This window comes from Comamonas sp. SCN 65-56 (genome assembly GCF_001724135.1).
Lineage (GTDB): Bacteria > Pseudomonadota > Gammaproteobacteria > Burkholderiales > Burkholderiaceae_C > Comamonas_C.
In genome coordinates this window covers 1-15,390 of sequence record NZ_MEDS01000001.1, presented here as the reverse complement: position 1 = coordinate 15,390, position 15,390 = coordinate 1, and the positions used below count along the sequence as shown (strand labels likewise).

The window sequence follows — 15,390 nt, the reverse complement described above, 5'->3', positions numbered from 1 at the left end:
ATTACAGTATCCACTGACTTGGCAAGTTGACCGATCGCCTACAAGACACAACCGATTGCAGGTCGAACAGCGCATGACATTACTTAGGTGTCGCATCCCGGGCGATCATATGGTCGTCAATGGAATAAGTGCGGATAGGTTTTGTACCACTGTTTCATGGCTTGCAGTGGTGTGAAGCTCTTGATGGTCGACTGGTGAGTTGATGGTTGTACAGCGCCGCACTACCGCACCCAAGCTGCGCGCCAATAGCAATAGAACTGAATCATCTGCCGAGCCCGAATCGACATACACCACGGCGCGCCCAGCACTCAGCACCGATTGCAGGCATGTGCGCAGGCGCTCGCCCTCGTTGCGGCCGATGACGACCAGGCCGATGGGCTGGAGGTGTGTAGATTCAGTCACTATTTCAATGATAGCTTTTAGCGCTGGATGGTACTGCGTTGAAGCCACTTTTGGCTATGAATTTCATGGTATCGGGTACGCTGCCGACCCTCACCCCAACCCCAGAGGGAGAGGGAGCAAACCGGACTTGCCCCTCGCCCTTTTGGGGAGAGGCTGAAGTATGCTTGCTTCATGAACGCATCGACCGTCAATTACCGCTCGTTGCCCCTATCCGAGCGTATCGAGCTGGTTGAGGACATCTGGGACAGCATCGCAGCAGAGACTGCGACTCCAGTCCGGCTGTCTCCCGAGCAGCGCGCAGAGCTTCACCGCAGGCTGGCCGCACATCGCGCAGACCCTTCAAGCAGCCTTCCTTGGGAGCAGGTTCGTGCAACCCTGTTCAAGGGGCAGCCCTGATGCGGTTATGGGTCAGGCCAGAAGCTCAAGGTGAGCTTCTGGAGGCCCAGGCTTGGTATGAGCAACGCTCCACTGGTTTGGGCTTCGAATTCGCCCGGTCCGCAGATGCCGCGATAGCTCGCGCGCTCCGCATGCCGTTTGCTTTTCCTCAGATTGAGGCGGAGTTCCGGCATGTCATCCTCCGCAAGTTTCCTTACTCGGTCATTTACCATCCGTCGGAGTCCGAGCTTGTTGTGGTGTCGTTTTTCCATCATCGACGCAAACCAGGGTCTTGGATGCATGGCGCCGACAGCTAACCACCGTCGATGCGCTGGACGCCCTCACCCCAACCCCCAGAGGGAGAGGAAGCACCGGAGCCACCGGATTTGCCCCTCGCCCCTTTGGGGAGAGGCTGGGTGAGGGGCAAGACAGCGCTCCATCGATGAAGCAGGCCGCAATGCTGGCCACCCATGCCGATCACACGGTATGGCAGGACGTGTACCGTCCAAGCACACACGCGGGAGACATCTATCTGAAGCTGACGGTCATCGACGACGTTTTGATCGTTTCTTTCAAGGAGTGATGAATATGAAATGCCCTGTCTGCGGCGCAGCGCGGCTGATCCACGACACCCGCGACCTGCCTTACACCTACAAAGGCGAAACAACGGTGATCCCCGCAGTCACGGCCGATTTCTGCCCCGCGTGCGGCGAATCCATTACCGACATGGCTGAAACCGAGCGCGTCATGCGTGAAATCCAGGCGTTCAACAAGCAGGTGAACGCAGCCATCGTAGACCCCGCCTTCATCGTCAGCGTACGCAAAAAACTCGCCCTGGGGCAACGCGAGGCCGCCGAAATTTTTGGCGGCGGCGTCAACGCCTTCTCGCGCTACGAGAACGGGAAGACCAAACCGCCCTTGGCCTTGGTCAAACTGTTCAAGCTGCTGGACCGCCACCCCGATTTGCTCAACGAAGTCAGAACCACCTGACGTTACTGACGCGATGGGTTGCCGCCCGCCAGCACCCGCGCCGGAATGCCCACCGCCACCGCCCCCGGCGGCACATCGGCCAGCACTACCGCATTGGCGCCGATCACCGCATGCGCGCCGATGGTGACGCCGCCCAGCACCTTGGCACCCGCGCCGATATCCACATGCCCCACCAGCACCGGCGCGCGGCCGTCACTGTGCGTGCCCAGGGTGACCTGCTGAAACAGCAGGCAGTTGGGCCCGATGCGCGCCGCCGGGTGCACCACCACGCCATTGGGATGCGGCAGCAACAGGCCGCCGCCCACCTGCGAATTCAAGGGAATATCAGCGCCACTGACCGCACTCCAGAAACGGTGGCGCAGCACCGCCCACTTCTTGCGCAGCGCCGCCACGGGCCCGGGCATGGCCGCCAACCGCTGGTAGTCGCGCAGGCTGGCCAGCAGGCGCTTGCCCGGGTTCCATTCGCCGGGGCGTAGCGCCTCGCGCGACCAATCGGGCGCCTCACTGCTGACTTGGTTTTGCATCACGCCTGCCTCATCGCGTCGGCACCACCCCCCAGCGCGTGCGCCCGCACAGCGCCCGCACAGCGCGGCTGTTGTTCCAGACGCTGCACGCCTGCGCCCAGCCGCGCCCCTTGAGCACATCCTTGCCCATCAGCAGCGCATCACCCAGATGCACCAGCGCCACATGCGCCAGCAGCCCCGCCAGGCCATAGTGCTTGCGGTAATACAGCAATTCACTTTCCACCTGCAGCGCCGATATCTGGCGCCCGCCTTGCGTGAGGGTGCCGGCAGACTTCGCGCTCTCACCGCCCAAATGCACGACGGAGGTGGCGCCGGTGTACACCACGCTCCAGCCCGCGGCCTTGATGCGCTTGCACAAATCCACCTCTTCGCAATAGAGGAAATAGCGCGGATCAAACAACCCCACCTGGTCCACCACCGTCTTGCGCAGCAGCAAGAAGCAGCCAGGCACCCAATCGCATTCGCGCTCGCCCCGGTGGTCCCAATCCATGTCGTCCACCAGCCGCACCCAAGGCAGCAGCCGCGCCAGGCCGGTACGGTTCAAAAACACATTGAGCGGCGTGGGGAAGTAGCGGCAACTGGGCTGCAGGGCGCCATCCTCTCCCATCAGCCGCACGCCCACCACGCCGCAGCGCGGATTTTTCTGCATCACCGCCAGCGCCACGCGCAGCGCATCGGGCGCGACAAAGGCATCGGTATTGAGCAGCAACACATATTCGCCCGACAAATGCGGCAGCATCTGGTTGTTGGCACGGCCAAAGCCGACGTTCTCGGTATTGGCCTGCACAAACACCCCAGGGTGCTCGCGCTGCAGCACTGCCAGCGATTCATCCTTGGACGCGTTGTCCACCACCCAGTAGCGCAGCGCCAGCCCTTCGCCCGCCACATCGCAGGCGGCAAACATGCGCGCCAACAGATGGGCAGTGTTGTAGTTGACGATGATGACGTCGATCATACGAAGCGCTTTTTACTCACGATTGCGTAGCTGCTTGCGCTTGCCCAGCAAGCGCTAAGGCATGATTTTGCTTGATGCTTTCTGATGCAGTCTCACGGATCAGCCCGCCTTCCAGGTGGTAGATGCGGTGGCAGCGCTCCAGCGTGGAAACCCGGTGCGCAATCATCAGGATGATGATGCCCGGGTTGAGTTGGTAAATCGCATCCATCACCTTGGCCTCGGTCTCGCCATCGAGCGCGCTGGTGGCTTCGTCGAGCACCAGCACATCCGCCTGCTTGTACAGCGCGCGGGCGATGCCGATGCGCTGGCGCTGCCCGCCCGAAAGCTGCACGCCGCGCTCGCCCACGCCAGTTTCTACACCGTGGGGCAATTGGCGAATGAACTCCGAGAGTTGCGCCGCTTCCAGCGCCTGTGTCAAACGGGTATGGTCAATCGCCGAAGGGGCGACGCCCAGCGCAACATTTTCCGCAATCGACTTGTCGCACAGAAAGATGGCTTGCGGTACGTGCGCAATGCGATGGTGCCACCAGGGCAGATTGGCCTGCGTGAGCGGCTCGCCATTGACAACCACGACCCCCGACGTGGGGAAAAGCAAGCCCATGCAGATATCGAGCAGCGTGCTTTTGCCGCCGCCCGTCACGCCGACGAAACCGACGCGCTCGCCGGCCTTGATGCGCAAGTTCACGCCGTTGAGCACCTGCCGTTGTTCGGCACCGTAGGCAAAGCGAACGTCGCGCAACTCGATGGCGGTGACAGATGTTTGCCCGAAATTACCAGCAGATTGCACCGTGGTGCCCGCTTGAGGCATAGGCAAATCCAGCAAGGCAAGGGTTTCTTGTGCGGTGGCCAGCGTGCCGCGATAGCTGGCATAGCCGTTATAAATGGTTTGTACATGCGGTAGCAGCCGCTGCCCGCCCAGGGCCAAGGCACCCAGCACCGGCAAGGCATCCACCACACCACCAGGGCCACGCACCAGCCAGTTGGCCAGCACGATCACGAGGATGATAGCGACACTTTCGATGGCGTACTTAGGGGCACCGCCCAGCGTGAGATTGGCCGCCTGCGCGCTGCGCACTGCCTTGTCGGCCCGCACAAACTGCGCCACATAGACGTCCTGGTTGTGCTCCAGCGTGATGTCGCGAATCGCACCGATACCCTCTTGCAGGTACTGGAAGCGAAGTACACCATCTCGGGCAATCGTCTGGCTGTTGCGCTGCAAGCGCCGTTTGGTCCACAAGCTGATGCCGACATACATCCCGCCGATCAAGACACCAGTCACCAGCGCCACCAACGCATCCACCCACAACAGGGCCGCAAGAATGGAGAACGCCATCATGGCCGCCACCACCATGAGCATCATTGGCGCAAGCGCTCCCGCAATCAGATATCCCACTTTTTCTATGGCCGATAGCGTCTCGCTGCTGTTTTTGGACAGGTGGTAGGCATACGGTTGGTGCAACACCCTGCCAAACACGACTGCGCCGAGGTCTGTGCCAACCGCAAAGATGATCTTGTTGCTCACCCAAGTCAACAACAAGCGCAGCGCGCCTGCCACCAATGCCACGCAGGCAAACGCCACAGAGGCCGCCTGCAGCCGAGTGACGCCCAGCACTCCGACAATCGCATCCAGACCATGCGCAAGCCAACCCGCTTTGTCCACAAATTCAGGGCTGGCCAGTAGCCCAAGAAACGGCACCACCGCCCCAAGAGTGCTAACTTCAGCCAAGGCACCCAATACCATCAGCACTGCTACCGCCATCAGTTGCCACCGCCTGGCGGAACTGAGATGATGCAAAATAACCTTGGTGAAAGTTAACATGATGAGTATAAAACGTTGGCACGAAGCCCCATATTGGGCAACATCGTACTTCAGAAACAAAATTGTCTCAACAAATAGATGAGAATTTTTTAAAATGAATCAAGATATAAATACGGATATTTCTTCTCTGTCGAAAGATTTGAGCCCACAAACTGCACCCGGAGTCTGGGAGTCTGTTTTAAAACAACTCCCATTTAGCAGTGGAAAAATCCTCAACGCAGGCGCAGGTCGCGGTGGCCTAACCAAATTACTTTCTAAGCGTGGATTTGATGTGGTGAGTTTAGATTTGCATCCTGAACACTTCAAAATTCCAGGAATGACATGCAGTTATGCAGATTTCAACGAACCAATTAATCTCGACTCAGAGCAATTTGACGCAGTTATCGCAGTAGAAGTCATAGAACATCTTGAGTCTCCATGGAAATTTATGCGAGAAGCATTGCGCTTGACCCGAACTGGTGGCTCTCTGATCGTCACCACACCTAATGTAATAAATTTTCCGGCACGGCTTTCTTTTCTCAGAACTGCTCAGCTTCCATATTTTAGATATGAATCATTTGCAGGTTGCTATCATGTAACCCCTATTTTCCCCTGGGCAGTCGAACGCTGGGCTGAAACAACGGGAGCTAAAATCGAAAAAATAACTTATTCAAGGGCAAACTGGCCAAATAGGCATGATATTCCACGCTATTGGGAACGCCGATGGATAACCGTGATAAAGCAGATGCTACCGATAAATATGTGGTTCGGCGAAATATCATGCTTCCACATCATTAAAAATTCCGCAAAAATCTTAGTAAATCCGGGCGTTCACTATCGTTAATCACAATTTCACACCCCTGTGTCAAATAGGCCTTGACGCCGGACGTATCGGGCAATTGCATCAGCCATTCCGCCGCTTCCCACCATGTGGCGATGATGACACCGGAGACAGGAACGTCCTTGGCCGTGGGCGGGCGGTAGGTATCCAGGGCGGCTGTTGTAGCCCCAAGCCATCCAAGTCGCTGGGCACGATGCGTGACCAAGCGGACCAGCCTTGCCCTTTGAGCCAGGACTTGATCGCTCTTTTCAGTGGTGGGCGCGGGTGCGGCAGAGAGACCAAAGTGACTTCGTGGCCAAGGTGGCGCCAGACGGTGGAAATCAGTTGAATCATCAAACGATGAGGTGTCAAACACCGGCCAAATCATCGGTATTCGTCGAGCCCAAACCGGCATCACTCACGGCCCGGCTCAACGCCGCCTCGAACAATCGAGAAGACGCGTCCCAAGTGGCATGCTCCACCGTTGCAAACGCGTTGGAAGACATCTGTGCCCACTGTGCAGCATCCATTTCCACGATCCGACAAACTGCTTGCACCACAGCACCAACATCGTCGACTTCGCACAAAAAACCGTTCATACCGTCAACCACTGCCTCGGCGGGCCAACCGGTGCGCGTGGAAATGACGGGCGTGCGGCACGCCATGGCCTCCATGGCCATCAGATTGAAGCCCTCCGTGCGGCTGGTGGTGAGCCAGGCATCACAGCGCGCGTAAAGCGCGCGCAAGGTGTCTTGCGGCGGAGCAACGCACAGCTCCACCCAATCCGGCAACGCATTTGCCCCTGTTGGCGGGCTACTGCCAAAAGCCAGTATTACCACTTCCGGATGGCGCTGCTTGACCTTGGCGAGGGCAGCCAGCGCCACATCCAAACCTTTGAAGGACGCTTCGTGGTACAGCGTGCCGATGGTGACCGGTGAATTTTTTACCCGCACAGGAGCATGAAATATCTCATGATCGACCGCGTTGGGCACCAGTTCTACCTTTTTTGCGTCGTACGTCCGGGTCATCACTTCGGCCAGCCAACGGGCGATCACGATTTTTCGCCAAGGCAAACGATAGACAGCTTCACACCGCTCACGCGGCAAGTAGTCAAACACTTCATGATGCTGCACAAAATGCACGGGCACACCCCGGTCAGGCGGCAGACCATTGGCCCACTCCACCGTCTCCCACCAGGTGCAGACCAGCACATCCGCCGACGGTACGTCGTCGGGAGTCAAACGCCGCCCCATCGGCACCACACGGTGCTCCACGTTCAGATCGTCCATGTAAGACGCTGGCACTGGATGGTGCCTGGGCCAGCCGCGCCCACGCATCAAGCTTTTCATTCTGCGAAAGAGCGTAGGGGCAGTTGCTGAGCGAGACACCAAAACCACGGTATGCCCCTGCTCTGCCAGCCATTGCGCGTAAATCGCCACGACGCGGTTGCCCCCCGACCAACCCAATACGGGCAACAAAAATGTAATTCTCAACTTCATCAAGTGACGCTTCAACGACAGATAAGACGAGCCTCACTCCAGTTGTGAGGGCGCTGCATCTTAGAATGAAATTGCAGGTCTGCCACCACCCCAACACTGTTGACAGGCCGCCGGTGCCAAGATCACACAAGTGGTCTCGAACCGCTCTAAATACTTTTTTCCTTATACGCCCACATGCCAGAACACCTGCGCGCCCTCGTCGTCGTACTCGGCTTGTGCAGCGCTGCATGGTGGTTCATGCAACCAGCAATAGCACAAGCAAGCGCGGCACAAACTGCGCGCCAATGGCGCAATCTGTGGTTCGGGCTCACCGTCGCTGCATTTGCGCTTGGCAGTTTTTGGATCTATGCGGGGTTGGCTGTTGTCCTGCTTCTGGCACAGCGGTTCACGCCGGTGCGCGCATTGACCGCGTATTGTTTGCTGCTGATCGTCGTGCCTGCGGCCAGCATAGACGTACCCGGCCTTGGGCTGATCAACTATTTTTTTACGCTTGATCAGCCACGCCTGCTCGCGCTGGTACTGCTGACGCCAGCGGCGCTGACGCTCTGGCGCCAGTCGGACAGTTTGCGGTTGGGCTCCACATGGGCAGACAAGTGCCTGATGGGTTATCTGTTGCTGACGGCGGTGCTGCAATTGCGTGAGAGCAATGTCACCAGCACGCTGCGCGGCTGCTTTTACCTGATGACGGACATGTTTTTGCCCTACTACGTTGCAAGCAGGGCGGTGCGCAGGTTGCAAGATTTCAAGCTGGTGATGGCGGCCTATGTGATGGCAGTATCACTGCTGGGCCTTGTCGCCGTGTTTGAGCTCTTGCGGCACTGGAAGCTGTATACGGTCATGACCAGTGCCCTCGGGCTGAGCTGGGGTTATGGCAACTACTTGGGGCGCGATGGTCTGCTCAGGGCCGCTGCGAGCGCCGGTCACCCCATTGTGCTTGGATACATGATGACCGTGGGCTTGGGGTTTTGGCTTTATTTGCGTGGCGAAAAAAAACCCAACCTGCGCAGCTCCGCACCCATGCTGCTGATGATGGCCGGTCTACTTGCCACCCTCTCACGCGGCCCTTGGGTGGGGGCGGTGGCCATGGTGCTGACCTTTGTGTTTACGGGACGTGGCGGCATGCGCAAGGCGCTGCAACTGGTAGTGGCCGGGGCCGCAACTCTGGCCGCCATGGCGACACTGGGTATAGGCCAGCGCGTGCTGAACCTTTTGCCCTTCATTGGCCAAACAGAGGCGGGTAACGTCGAATACCGCCAGCGCCTGATAGACAACGCGCTCATCGTGATCGAGCGCAACTTGTGGCTGGGCTCCACCAACTACCTGCAAACACCCGAGATGCAAGCGATGATTCAAGGCGAGGGCATTATCGATATCGTGAATAGCTACATCGGCGTGGCCTTGAATTACGGCGTCGTCGGTCTGGCGCTTTTTGCGAGCTTCTTCGCCAGCATACTTTGGAGCCTTTGGCGCACGCAGGCGCGCCTGCCAATGAACGATGAGCGGCGCACGCTGGGGCGCAGCCTGCTGGCCACGCTGGTGGGTATCGCTGTCATCATCACCACTGTTGGAAGCACGATCGTTGTGCCGCACATTTACTGGCTGACAGGCGGCTTGGGCGTGGCGTGGTTGACCATGCTTAGGCGCGGCGTGGATGCGCGAGCCCTCTGATTGCGTACGGTGTCACTCCGTGTCGCAGCAGATTTACGCCACGTCCGCGTAAATAGCATCCAGCGACAACGAGGTGTCCAGGCATTCAATCGGGAGCGTATTTGGCAGCGCGCCATCGCCGTAGTGCTCTGCCTGCCAGCCAGTGCTGCGGCGATAAAGCTCGACATGGCGCCGTTCCTGCTCTATCAGCAGGTAACTTTGCAGGCTGGGGATGGTCTGGTAGGCCAGCAGCTTTTCGCGCCGGTCAATGCGGGCCGTGGACTCAGAGAGGATTTCGATGAGGAGGCAGGGGGCGCTGCGAAAGAACTTTTCTCTGTCCTGGGCGTGGCAGGACGCGAGCAGGTCCGGGTAATAAAAGATGGTTTCGTCGCCAATTTGCAGGCGCAGCTTCATGTCTGCGATGAATAGCTGGCATTGCTTGCGGCGCACAGCCGGAGTCAAGGCAAAGGCGACCGCGTTGGCGATCAAGCCGTGACGATCGCTGGCCCCGGTCATGGCATACACCTGGCCGCCGATGTATTCATGCCTCACCTCGCTCGCGGCCTCTGCGGCAAGGTATTCGTCTTCAGAAACGCTGAGGGTTGCGGCGGTCCGTGCGGGCATGGCTGCCTCCGGTACAAAGTGCTGCCTTCAGTGTACGGTTTCCGGTTCACGACAGCCCACTGGTAGCGGGACCAGCGCGGAGCATCCGACGCAGCGGCGGCACGGGTCCATCCGGGCCATTGCCACCGCGCTGCGCCCTCGTAAACTCTTGGATTCCCTTCAGGCCTTTCGCCGCCCTTGGATGCAGCCCATGCAAACCCTGACCCTCCCCATCGAAGACAACCTCACACTCTCCGCCGAAGAAGCCCGGGGCATGGGCGCCTTGCTGGCGGAGGACTTCAACCAGGCAGCGCCCTTCCCCCACATCGTTCTGGATGAATTCTTGCCACCGGCGGTGCTGCAGCGCGCGGTGCGGGGCTTTCCGGCACAAGCGCTGACGCATGACCGCATGTTCAAGATGGGCTATGCCGGGCAGAACAAGCGCCAGATCCTGCCCGAAGATTGCGACGCGCCTACGCGCGAGCTGTTCTGGTTCATGAATTCGCGCCCGATGCTGCAGTTTCTGGAGGGGCTGACGGGCATCGACGGGCTGCTGCCCGACCCGTACTTCATGGGCGGCGGCTTTCACGAGACAACCAAAGGCGGTCTGCTGGGCGTGCATGCGGATTTCCGCGTACACGAAGAGCTGCGCCTGCAGCGGCGGCTGAACCTGATCGTCTACCTGAATGAGCACTGGGAAGAGGACTGGAAGGGCCAGCTGGAACTGTGGAACCGCGACATGTCCGTCTGCGTGCAGCGCGTGGCGCCCATCCTCAATCGCTGCGTGGTCTTTCGCACCGATGCAGACACATGGCATGGCCACCCCGATCCGCTGAATACGCCCGAGGGCGTGGCGCGCCGATCGATGGCGCTGTATTACTACACGGCATCGGCCGCCATCCATGAAGAGGTGCCGCCGCACGGCACGGTGTATGTGCCGCGCGGCAGCGATGCGCCTGAGGTGCAGCGCGAGGCACGCAAGATGCACAACTGGGAGCGCGCCCGCGACTGGCTGCCGCCGGTGGTGTACCGCCGCCTGTCGCGCTGGCGGTATCGGTGAGGGCGACGTTGCCGCTGGCGCTGCTGTCCCTTGGCGTGCGCACCAGCCGTTTCTGCAATATTCATAGCTGGTTACGCTTGTCCATCAAGTGCTGGAGGCCTATATGACGCAAATATTTGTGAGGATGGGGGCTTGCCTGGCGTTTGCCGTTTTCGGCATCGCGGCGCAGGCCGCACCCGCCTGGCAAGTGCAGATCAGCGAGCAGCACGGCCTGCCGAGCGCCAGCCTGGGCGGGCAGCCCGGCTTCAGCGCGGATTGGGCCTTCTGGGGCGCCAAATGGAAATGGGCCGGGGTGCAAAGCGCGCTGGCGGGCAATGGCGCGGGTGCTTACCGGCTGGTGGGCGAGGTGAAAGACCTGGGCGTTGCCTGGATGGGCCAGACGGCCACGCCGCAGGCGCAAACGCTGACGTATGAGCTGCGCGTGGCAGCGCGCAGCACGCAGCCCGACGTGATTGGCGGCGGCGCGGTGTTCAAGTTTGACCTGGGAACCTTTGGCGCGTTGATGGGCAAGCCCGTGCTGCTGCCGGGCAATACCGGCTGGCAATGGGGCCAGGCCGGGGCGGCGCAGTTCACCATGCGCTTTGATCCGCCCCTGCCCAAGGTGTTTTTTGAGCGCAACAACCCGACGGAGGTGCGCGCCTATTTCTACGACGGCTCTATCGCCGCGGGCGAGCAGCGCTACGCCGTGACGCTGAGCTGGACGGGCAACGCCGCCTGGCTGGCGCCGCTGGCCGAGCGCCTGGGCGGCCCACCGGCGGCCAGCTGGCCGCGCGACGCGATCGACACGCGCACCGCGCCGCAAGGCCTGCTGGACCAGGCGCTGAAGAACGACCCGGCCAGCGCCGACGTGCTGACGGGCAGCGGAACGCCCGCGCGCTACTGGGGCACGAACGTGACGGCCTACGCCCTCTTCAGCACCCCGCGCGAGGTGGTGCAGCAGCAGGCCAAACGGCTGGCGCAGCTGGGCTACAACCTGGTGCGCCTACACCACCATGATTCCCCCTGGGTCACGCCGAACATTTTTGGCAACCCCAAGACCATCACCCAAACCAACACGCTGGACCCTGCGGCGCTGGACCAGCTCGATTGGTGGATCAAGTGCCTGAAGGATGAGGGCATCGCGGTGTGGCTGGATTTGCACGTGGGCCGGCAGTTCAAGCGCGGCGACGACATCTACGGCTTTGACGAGCTGGCCAAGGGCAAGGATGCGGTGGAACCCAAGGGTTTCAACTACGTGAACGTCACCATGCAGGCGGCGATGCGCCGCTTCAACGAGCAGTACGTAACGCACCGCAACGCCTACACCCACCTGGCGTACAAGGACGACCCGGCCATCGTGGCGATGCTCATCACCAACGAGAACGACGTGACGCACCACTTCGGCAACGCCATGCTGCCCGACAAGGGCGTGCCGCTGCACAACAAACTCTACATGAACGCCGCCGAGACCTTTGCCAAAAAGACCGGGCTGCCACCCAACAAGACCTGGCGCAGCTGGGAGCCGGGGCCGAGCAAGATCTTTCTGAACGATCTGGAACACAACTTTGATGAGGACATGGTGGCGCAGCTGCGCGGCCTGGGCGTGAAGCAGCCGCTGGCCACCACCAACACCTGGGGCAACAACCCGCTGTTCTCCTTGCCTGCGCTTACCACCGGCGATCTGATCGACGTGCACGCCTACGGCGGCCCCGGCCAGCTGCAGAAAGACCCGGCCTGGGCGGCCCACCTGGGCGATTGGCTGGCGGCGGCGCAGGTGGTGGACATGCCGCTGGCGGTGAGCGAATGGAATGCCGAGCCCTTCCCCGGCTACGACCGGCACACGCTGCCGCTGTGGATGGCGGCCATGGCATCGCACCAAGGCTGGCGCGCGCTGATGCACTACGCCTACACGCAGGAGCCACCGCGTGAGGGCGGCAGCGCCGGGAACTGGCATTCGTACAACGACCCATCGCTGCTGCCGATGCTGAGCGCGGCCGCGCTGATGTACCGCCGTGGCGACGTGCAAGCGGCCAAAACTACCTATGTCTATGACCCGGGCACCGATGCGTTCTTCGGCCAAGCCACTTCGGCGGGCAATGCGCCGGCGCTGCGCAGCGCCGCGGAGTTGGGGCGCCTGCTGATCGCCATGCCCGCTACGCCGCAACTGCCCTGGCTCACGCGTCGCGCGCCGCCCGCTGGCGCCATCGTCATCAAGGACCCTGCCAAATCCCTGCTGCCCGAGGGCACACAGGAAGTGACCAGCGACACCGGCGAGCTGACGCGCAACTGGGCCAGGGGCACCTACACCATCAACACCGCCCGTACTCAGGCGGCGATGGGCTGGATTGGCGGCGCCCCCGTCGATCTGCCAGCCGTGCGGCTGAACCTGCAAACCCGCAATGCCTCAGTGGCGGTGCAAAGCCTGGACGACGCGGCGCTGGGCGCATCGGGCAATGTGTTGGTCTCCATAGGCACGCGCTCCCTGCCCCAGCAAGGCAACCGCGCACCCTTCGCAGTAGAGCCGCTGGCCGGCAGCATCGCGGTGAAGGCCCCGGCGGGCCTGAAGACCTGGCGCAACGGGCCGTTCAACCAGTGGATTGAACTGCCTGCGCAGTACCGGGACGGCAGCTACCAGATCGAGCTGGACGGCAAGCTGCCGATGCAGTGGATTGCGCTGCGCAAGGGTTAGTGCACCCAGGGGACGGAGAGGCTTCGTTTTATAGTATTTTCTGGCCCTCGCGCTTGCTGGACAAGCGTCAACAGCTAGCATTTGTGACAGTTCGAGTCATCGCTGGTTGGGGTGCGCTTACCAAGGTCTGAGCCGATATGCCCAAAGGCGCTGATCACTTTCAGCGCAACGTACACGCATCCAGCCCGCGCAAAGCCTGCCAGCTGTGGCCTTCAAACGTGGGGTTGGCACTGCCGGGCCAACCTGGCTGCTGCAACACCGCGCCATAGCCAACGGCACGGATGACCCCCTCGGCCACCAGCGCATTGCTGTGCCCGCCCGGTGGCAGCAAGGCAGGCAAAAGCGCTCGCGCACCCGCATTGGCCCATGCCAGAAACGGCACCAGGCTCGCCAGGCTGCGGCCATGGCGATAGTCGCTGCTGCACGGCGGCATGATCAGCCCGTGGTCACTGGTGTAGAGCAGCACCGAGCGGCGCGCGCCGGAGGCGTCGAGCATGCCTGTCCACTGCTTGAGCAGCGTGCTGGTATAGAGGATGGAGTTGTCGTAAGGGTCGGCAAACCGCGCCAGCTCGGGCGGATACCTGTCTTGCACGATTTCATGGCTGCCAAAGGTATGCAGCACGATCAGCTTGCGCGGGGCCGGGTCGGCCAGCGCCTGCTCGTAGGCTGGCGTGAGGATGCCGTCATGCGGCCCGCCATCGCCCAGCTTGCGATACACGGCCGTGGAACGGCTCAGCACCTGATCGAAAAAATCCGCGACCGGTGCATTGCGTGAATTGCTGAGAACAAAGACCTTGTAGCCCGCCTGGTGCGCCAGATCGAGAAACGACGGCGCCCGGTGGCGGACGCTGTCCGCGCTAGCTTGGCCCGTCAGCACAAAAGGCAGTGCACCGGCAGTGTTCAGCCCGCGCGCGAGCACGGTGCTCACGCCAAGCCCGTCAAGGCCCCGCAACGGCGCATTGGTGTCGTCGCCCTGGTAGCCCAGCAAGGACCAGCGCTGTGCGGAGGCGCTTTCGCCGAGGACGACGACGACGGTATCCGCCTGCGCGGGCGCTGCGGCTGCTACGGGCAGCAGCGGCGGGTCCATCACCGCCGTGCCCATCAAGTGGTACTTCCACGCTGCCCACGCCAGGTGCGTCGGATAGATCTTGTATGTCTTGTCGTGAATCTGCCAGCGAAGTGCATCGCTACCCCAAGCATTCGCCAACACCAACGCAAGCCAGGCCAGCACCGGGGCCGACCATGTCCATCGCAAAAAACGGTGGCCGCGAAGCACACCAGGCGCCACACGGGCCAGCCACCGCCCCGACAGCACACACCAGACCAGCCACAGCGCACTGAGCAGCAGCGGCCGCAGCGGCAACATCGAAAAGAAATCGGCCACCTCCGCCGGGGTGGTGCGCAGCGCCGTGGCAAGCAGGTATTCGTCCGTCAGCTTGCCGAAGAAATAGACATGAAAGATGTCCAGCACCCCGGCCAGCGCCAGCACGACCACGGCCAGCCACAGCGACCAGCGCCGAAACGCGAGCAGCCAGAACAGGAAAGCCGAGATGGCGACCCAGGCAAGCGATTTGATAGTGATGCCGGGCAGCAGGCGCGGGCTGAACAGCAGCAGCCATGCCAAAAGCACGCCGATCAACGGCCCGTATCGTTTCAGTCTCTTCATGCGTACCTGGTGAACGGGTCAGGCTTGGTATTTGGCGGTGCTGAACTGCTCCACTACCGCGTGCGTCTCACTTGGCTGCGAAAACCAGGTCACGCGGCCAAGCCTCCGCGCCGGTCTTCAGCCGAATGCGCACGATCGAGATGCCCTCGGGCAAGCTCACTTCGACGGCGCTTGAAGCAACAGCCGAGCCCGCATCCGCCGTGGGCTGCGTCACCACACCGACTGAGTGACCGTTGACCAGCATTTCAAGTGTGGGTTGCTCCTTCTTCGCCATGGTCACCACCGACAAGGCGTACTGCCCGGCCTGTGCGGCACGTACCGGCACCAGGATGAACTCATTGTGCGCCGTTGTGCCGTTCTCGCGCAGCAGCCATGCGCCGTTG

General features: G+C 61.3%; 14 protein-coding genes and 2 pseudogenes. 7 read left to right on the top strand and 9 right to left on the bottom strand.

Annotated elements, in window-relative coordinates; translation table 11 throughout:
- Window positions 1-116 precede the first annotated feature (116 nt).
- Window positions 117-217, bottom strand: a pseudogene (locus ABS45_RS00080) (IS481 family transposase); the annotation flags it as partial.
- 356 nt (window positions 218-573) lie between these two features.
- Between ABS45_RS00080 and ABS45_RS00075 the strand changes: the two are divergent.
- The 3 genes and pseudogenes from ABS45_RS00075 (at window position 574) to ABS45_RS00065 (ending at window position 1,767) form a co-directional block, all read left to right on the top strand.
- Entirely contained in the window at window positions 574-798 is a 225-nt protein-coding gene (locus ABS45_RS00075) for an addiction module protein (RefSeq protein WP_291551539.1), read from the top strand.
- A 439-nt stretch (window positions 799-1,237) separates the two neighbouring features.
- Window positions 1,238-1,360: pseudogene (locus ABS45_RS00070) on the top strand (type II toxin-antitoxin system MqsR family toxin); the annotation flags it as partial.
- A gap of 5 nt (window positions 1,361-1,365) precedes the next feature.
- Window positions 1,366-1,767, top strand: a complete 402-nt coding sequence (locus tag ABS45_RS00065) for a type II toxin-antitoxin system MqsA family antitoxin (protein ID WP_291551536.1) — start codon at window positions 1,366-1,368, stop codon at window positions 1,765-1,767.
- A 2-nt stretch (window positions 1,768-1,769) separates the two neighbouring features.
- Here ABS45_RS00065 and ABS45_RS00060 read toward each other — a convergent pair whose 3' ends face one another.
- From ABS45_RS00060 to ABS45_RS00050, 3 genes are read right to left on the bottom strand one after another with little or no spacing between them, the layout of a single operon-like run.
- On the bottom strand, window positions 1,770-2,291 hold the full coding sequence (locus ABS45_RS00060) for a hypothetical protein (RefSeq protein WP_291551535.1): 522 nt from the start codon (window positions 2,289-2,291) through the stop codon (window positions 1,770-1,772).
- Between the two features lie 10 nt (window positions 2,292-2,301).
- Complete coding sequence (locus ABS45_RS00055) at window positions 2,302-3,246, bottom strand: glycosyltransferase family 2 protein (protein WP_291551532.1); 945 nt, start codon at window positions 3,244-3,246, stop codon at window positions 2,302-2,304.
- 16 nt (window positions 3,247-3,262) lie between these two features.
- A complete protein-coding gene (locus ABS45_RS00050) occupies window positions 3,263-5,005 on the bottom strand; it encodes an ABC transporter ATP-binding protein (protein WP_291551530.1) in 1,743 nt (580 codons plus the stop codon).
- Between the two features lie 154 nt (window positions 5,006-5,159).
- On the opposite strand from ABS45_RS00050, the gene ABS45_RS00045 reads away from it, so the two are divergent.
- A complete protein-coding gene (locus tag ABS45_RS00045; RefSeq protein WP_291551528.1) occupies window positions 5,160-5,888 on the top strand; it encodes a class I SAM-dependent methyltransferase in 729 nt (242 codons plus the stop codon).
- On the opposite strand, the gene ABS45_RS00040 is transcribed toward ABS45_RS00045, so the two are convergent.
- Both ABS45_RS00040 and ABS45_RS00035 read right to left on the bottom strand, forming a co-directional pair.
- On the bottom strand, window positions 5,839-6,240 hold the full coding sequence (locus ABS45_RS00040; RefSeq protein ID WP_291551525.1) for a hypothetical protein: 402 nt from the start codon (window positions 6,238-6,240) through the stop codon (window positions 5,839-5,841). The genes ABS45_RS00045 and ABS45_RS00040 overlap by 50 nt on opposite strands.
- Window positions 6,233-7,363, bottom strand: coding sequence for a glycosyltransferase family 4 protein (locus ABS45_RS00035; protein ID WP_291551523.1), 1,131 nt, complete (start codon window positions 7,361-7,363; stop codon window positions 6,233-6,235). The genes ABS45_RS00040 and ABS45_RS00035 overlap by 8 nt, the downstream gene beginning before the upstream one ends.
- A 174-nt stretch (window positions 7,364-7,537) precedes the next feature.
- On the opposite strand from ABS45_RS00035, the gene ABS45_RS00030 reads away from it, so the two are divergent.
- Window positions 7,538-9,031: an O-antigen ligase family protein gene (locus ABS45_RS00030; protein ID WP_291551520.1), complete on the top strand. Its 1,494-nt coding sequence runs from the start codon at window positions 7,538-7,540 to the stop codon at window positions 9,029-9,031.
- A gap of 33 nt (window positions 9,032-9,064) precedes the next feature.
- Here ABS45_RS00030 and ABS45_RS00025 read toward each other — a convergent pair whose 3' ends face one another.
- Window positions 9,065-9,634 (bottom strand): Uma2 family endonuclease, encoded by a 570-nt coding sequence (locus tag ABS45_RS00025; RefSeq protein WP_291551517.1) that lies wholly within the window; start codon window positions 9,632-9,634, stop codon window positions 9,065-9,067.
- Between the two features lie 190 nt (window positions 9,635-9,824).
- Between ABS45_RS00025 and ABS45_RS00020 the strand changes: the two genes are divergently transcribed.
- Entirely contained in the window at window positions 9,825-10,673 is an 849-nt protein-coding gene (locus tag ABS45_RS00020; RefSeq protein WP_291551515.1) for a 2OG-Fe(II) oxygenase, read from the top strand.
- A 103-nt stretch (window positions 10,674-10,776) separates the two neighbouring features.
- Window positions 10,777-13,341: a hypothetical protein gene (locus ABS45_RS00015; RefSeq protein ID WP_291551512.1), complete on the top strand. Its 2,565-nt coding sequence runs from the start codon at window positions 10,777-10,779 to the stop codon at window positions 13,339-13,341.
- Between the two features lie 160 nt (window positions 13,342-13,501).
- On the opposite strand, the gene ABS45_RS00010 is transcribed toward ABS45_RS00015, so the two are convergent.
- Window positions 13,502-15,007: a sulfatase-like hydrolase/transferase gene (locus ABS45_RS00010; protein ID WP_291551509.1), complete on the bottom strand. Its 1,506-nt coding sequence runs from the start codon at window positions 15,005-15,007 to the stop codon at window positions 13,502-13,504.
- 67 nt (window positions 15,008-15,074) lie between these two features.
- The coding region (locus ABS45_RS00005) for a hypothetical protein (protein WP_291551506.1) at window positions 15,075-15,390 on the bottom strand (316 nt) is incomplete at its 5' end.

Bases quoted from the DNA above. Each gene is read 5' to 3' on its own strand.
- ABS45_RS00075 (WP_291551539.1), top strand. From the start codon at position 574: ATGAACGCATCGACCGTCAATTACCGCTCGTTGCCCCTATCCGAGCGT.
- ABS45_RS00065 (WP_291551536.1), top strand. From the start codon at position 1,366: ATGAAATGCCCTGTCTGCGGCGCAGCGCGGCTGATCCACGACACCCGC.
- ABS45_RS00060 (WP_291551535.1), bottom strand. From the start codon at position 2,291: ATGCAAAACCAAGTCAGCAGTGAGGCGCCCGATTGGTCGCGCGAGGCG.
- ABS45_RS00055 (WP_291551532.1), bottom strand. From the start codon at position 3,246: ATGATCGACGTCATCATCGTCAACTACAACACTGCCCATCTGTTGGCG.
- ABS45_RS00050 (WP_291551530.1), bottom strand. From the start codon at position 5,005: ATGGCGGTAGCAGTGCTGATGGTATTGGGTGCCTTGGCTGAAGTTAGC.
- ABS45_RS00045 (WP_291551528.1), top strand. From the start codon at position 5,160: ATGAATCAAGATATAAATACGGATATTTCTTCTCTGTCGAAAGATTTG.
- ABS45_RS00035 (WP_291551523.1), bottom strand. From the start codon at position 7,363: ATGAAGTTGAGAATTACATTTTTGTTGCCCGTATTGGGTTGGTCGGGG.
- ABS45_RS00030 (WP_291551520.1), top strand. From the start codon at position 7,538: ATGCCAGAACACCTGCGCGCCCTCGTCGTCGTACTCGGCTTGTGCAGC.
- ABS45_RS00025 (WP_291551517.1), bottom strand. From the start codon at position 9,634: ATGCCCGCACGGACCGCCGCAACCCTCAGCGTTTCTGAAGACGAATAC.
- ABS45_RS00020 (WP_291551515.1), top strand. From the start codon at position 9,825: ATGCAAACCCTGACCCTCCCCATCGAAGACAACCTCACACTCTCCGCC.
- ABS45_RS00015 (WP_291551512.1), top strand. From the start codon at position 10,777: ATGACGCAAATATTTGTGAGGATGGGGGCTTGCCTGGCGTTTGCCGTT.
- ABS45_RS00010 (WP_291551509.1), bottom strand. From the start codon at position 15,007: ATGAAGAGACTGAAACGATACGGGCCGTTGATCGGCGTGCTTTTGGCA.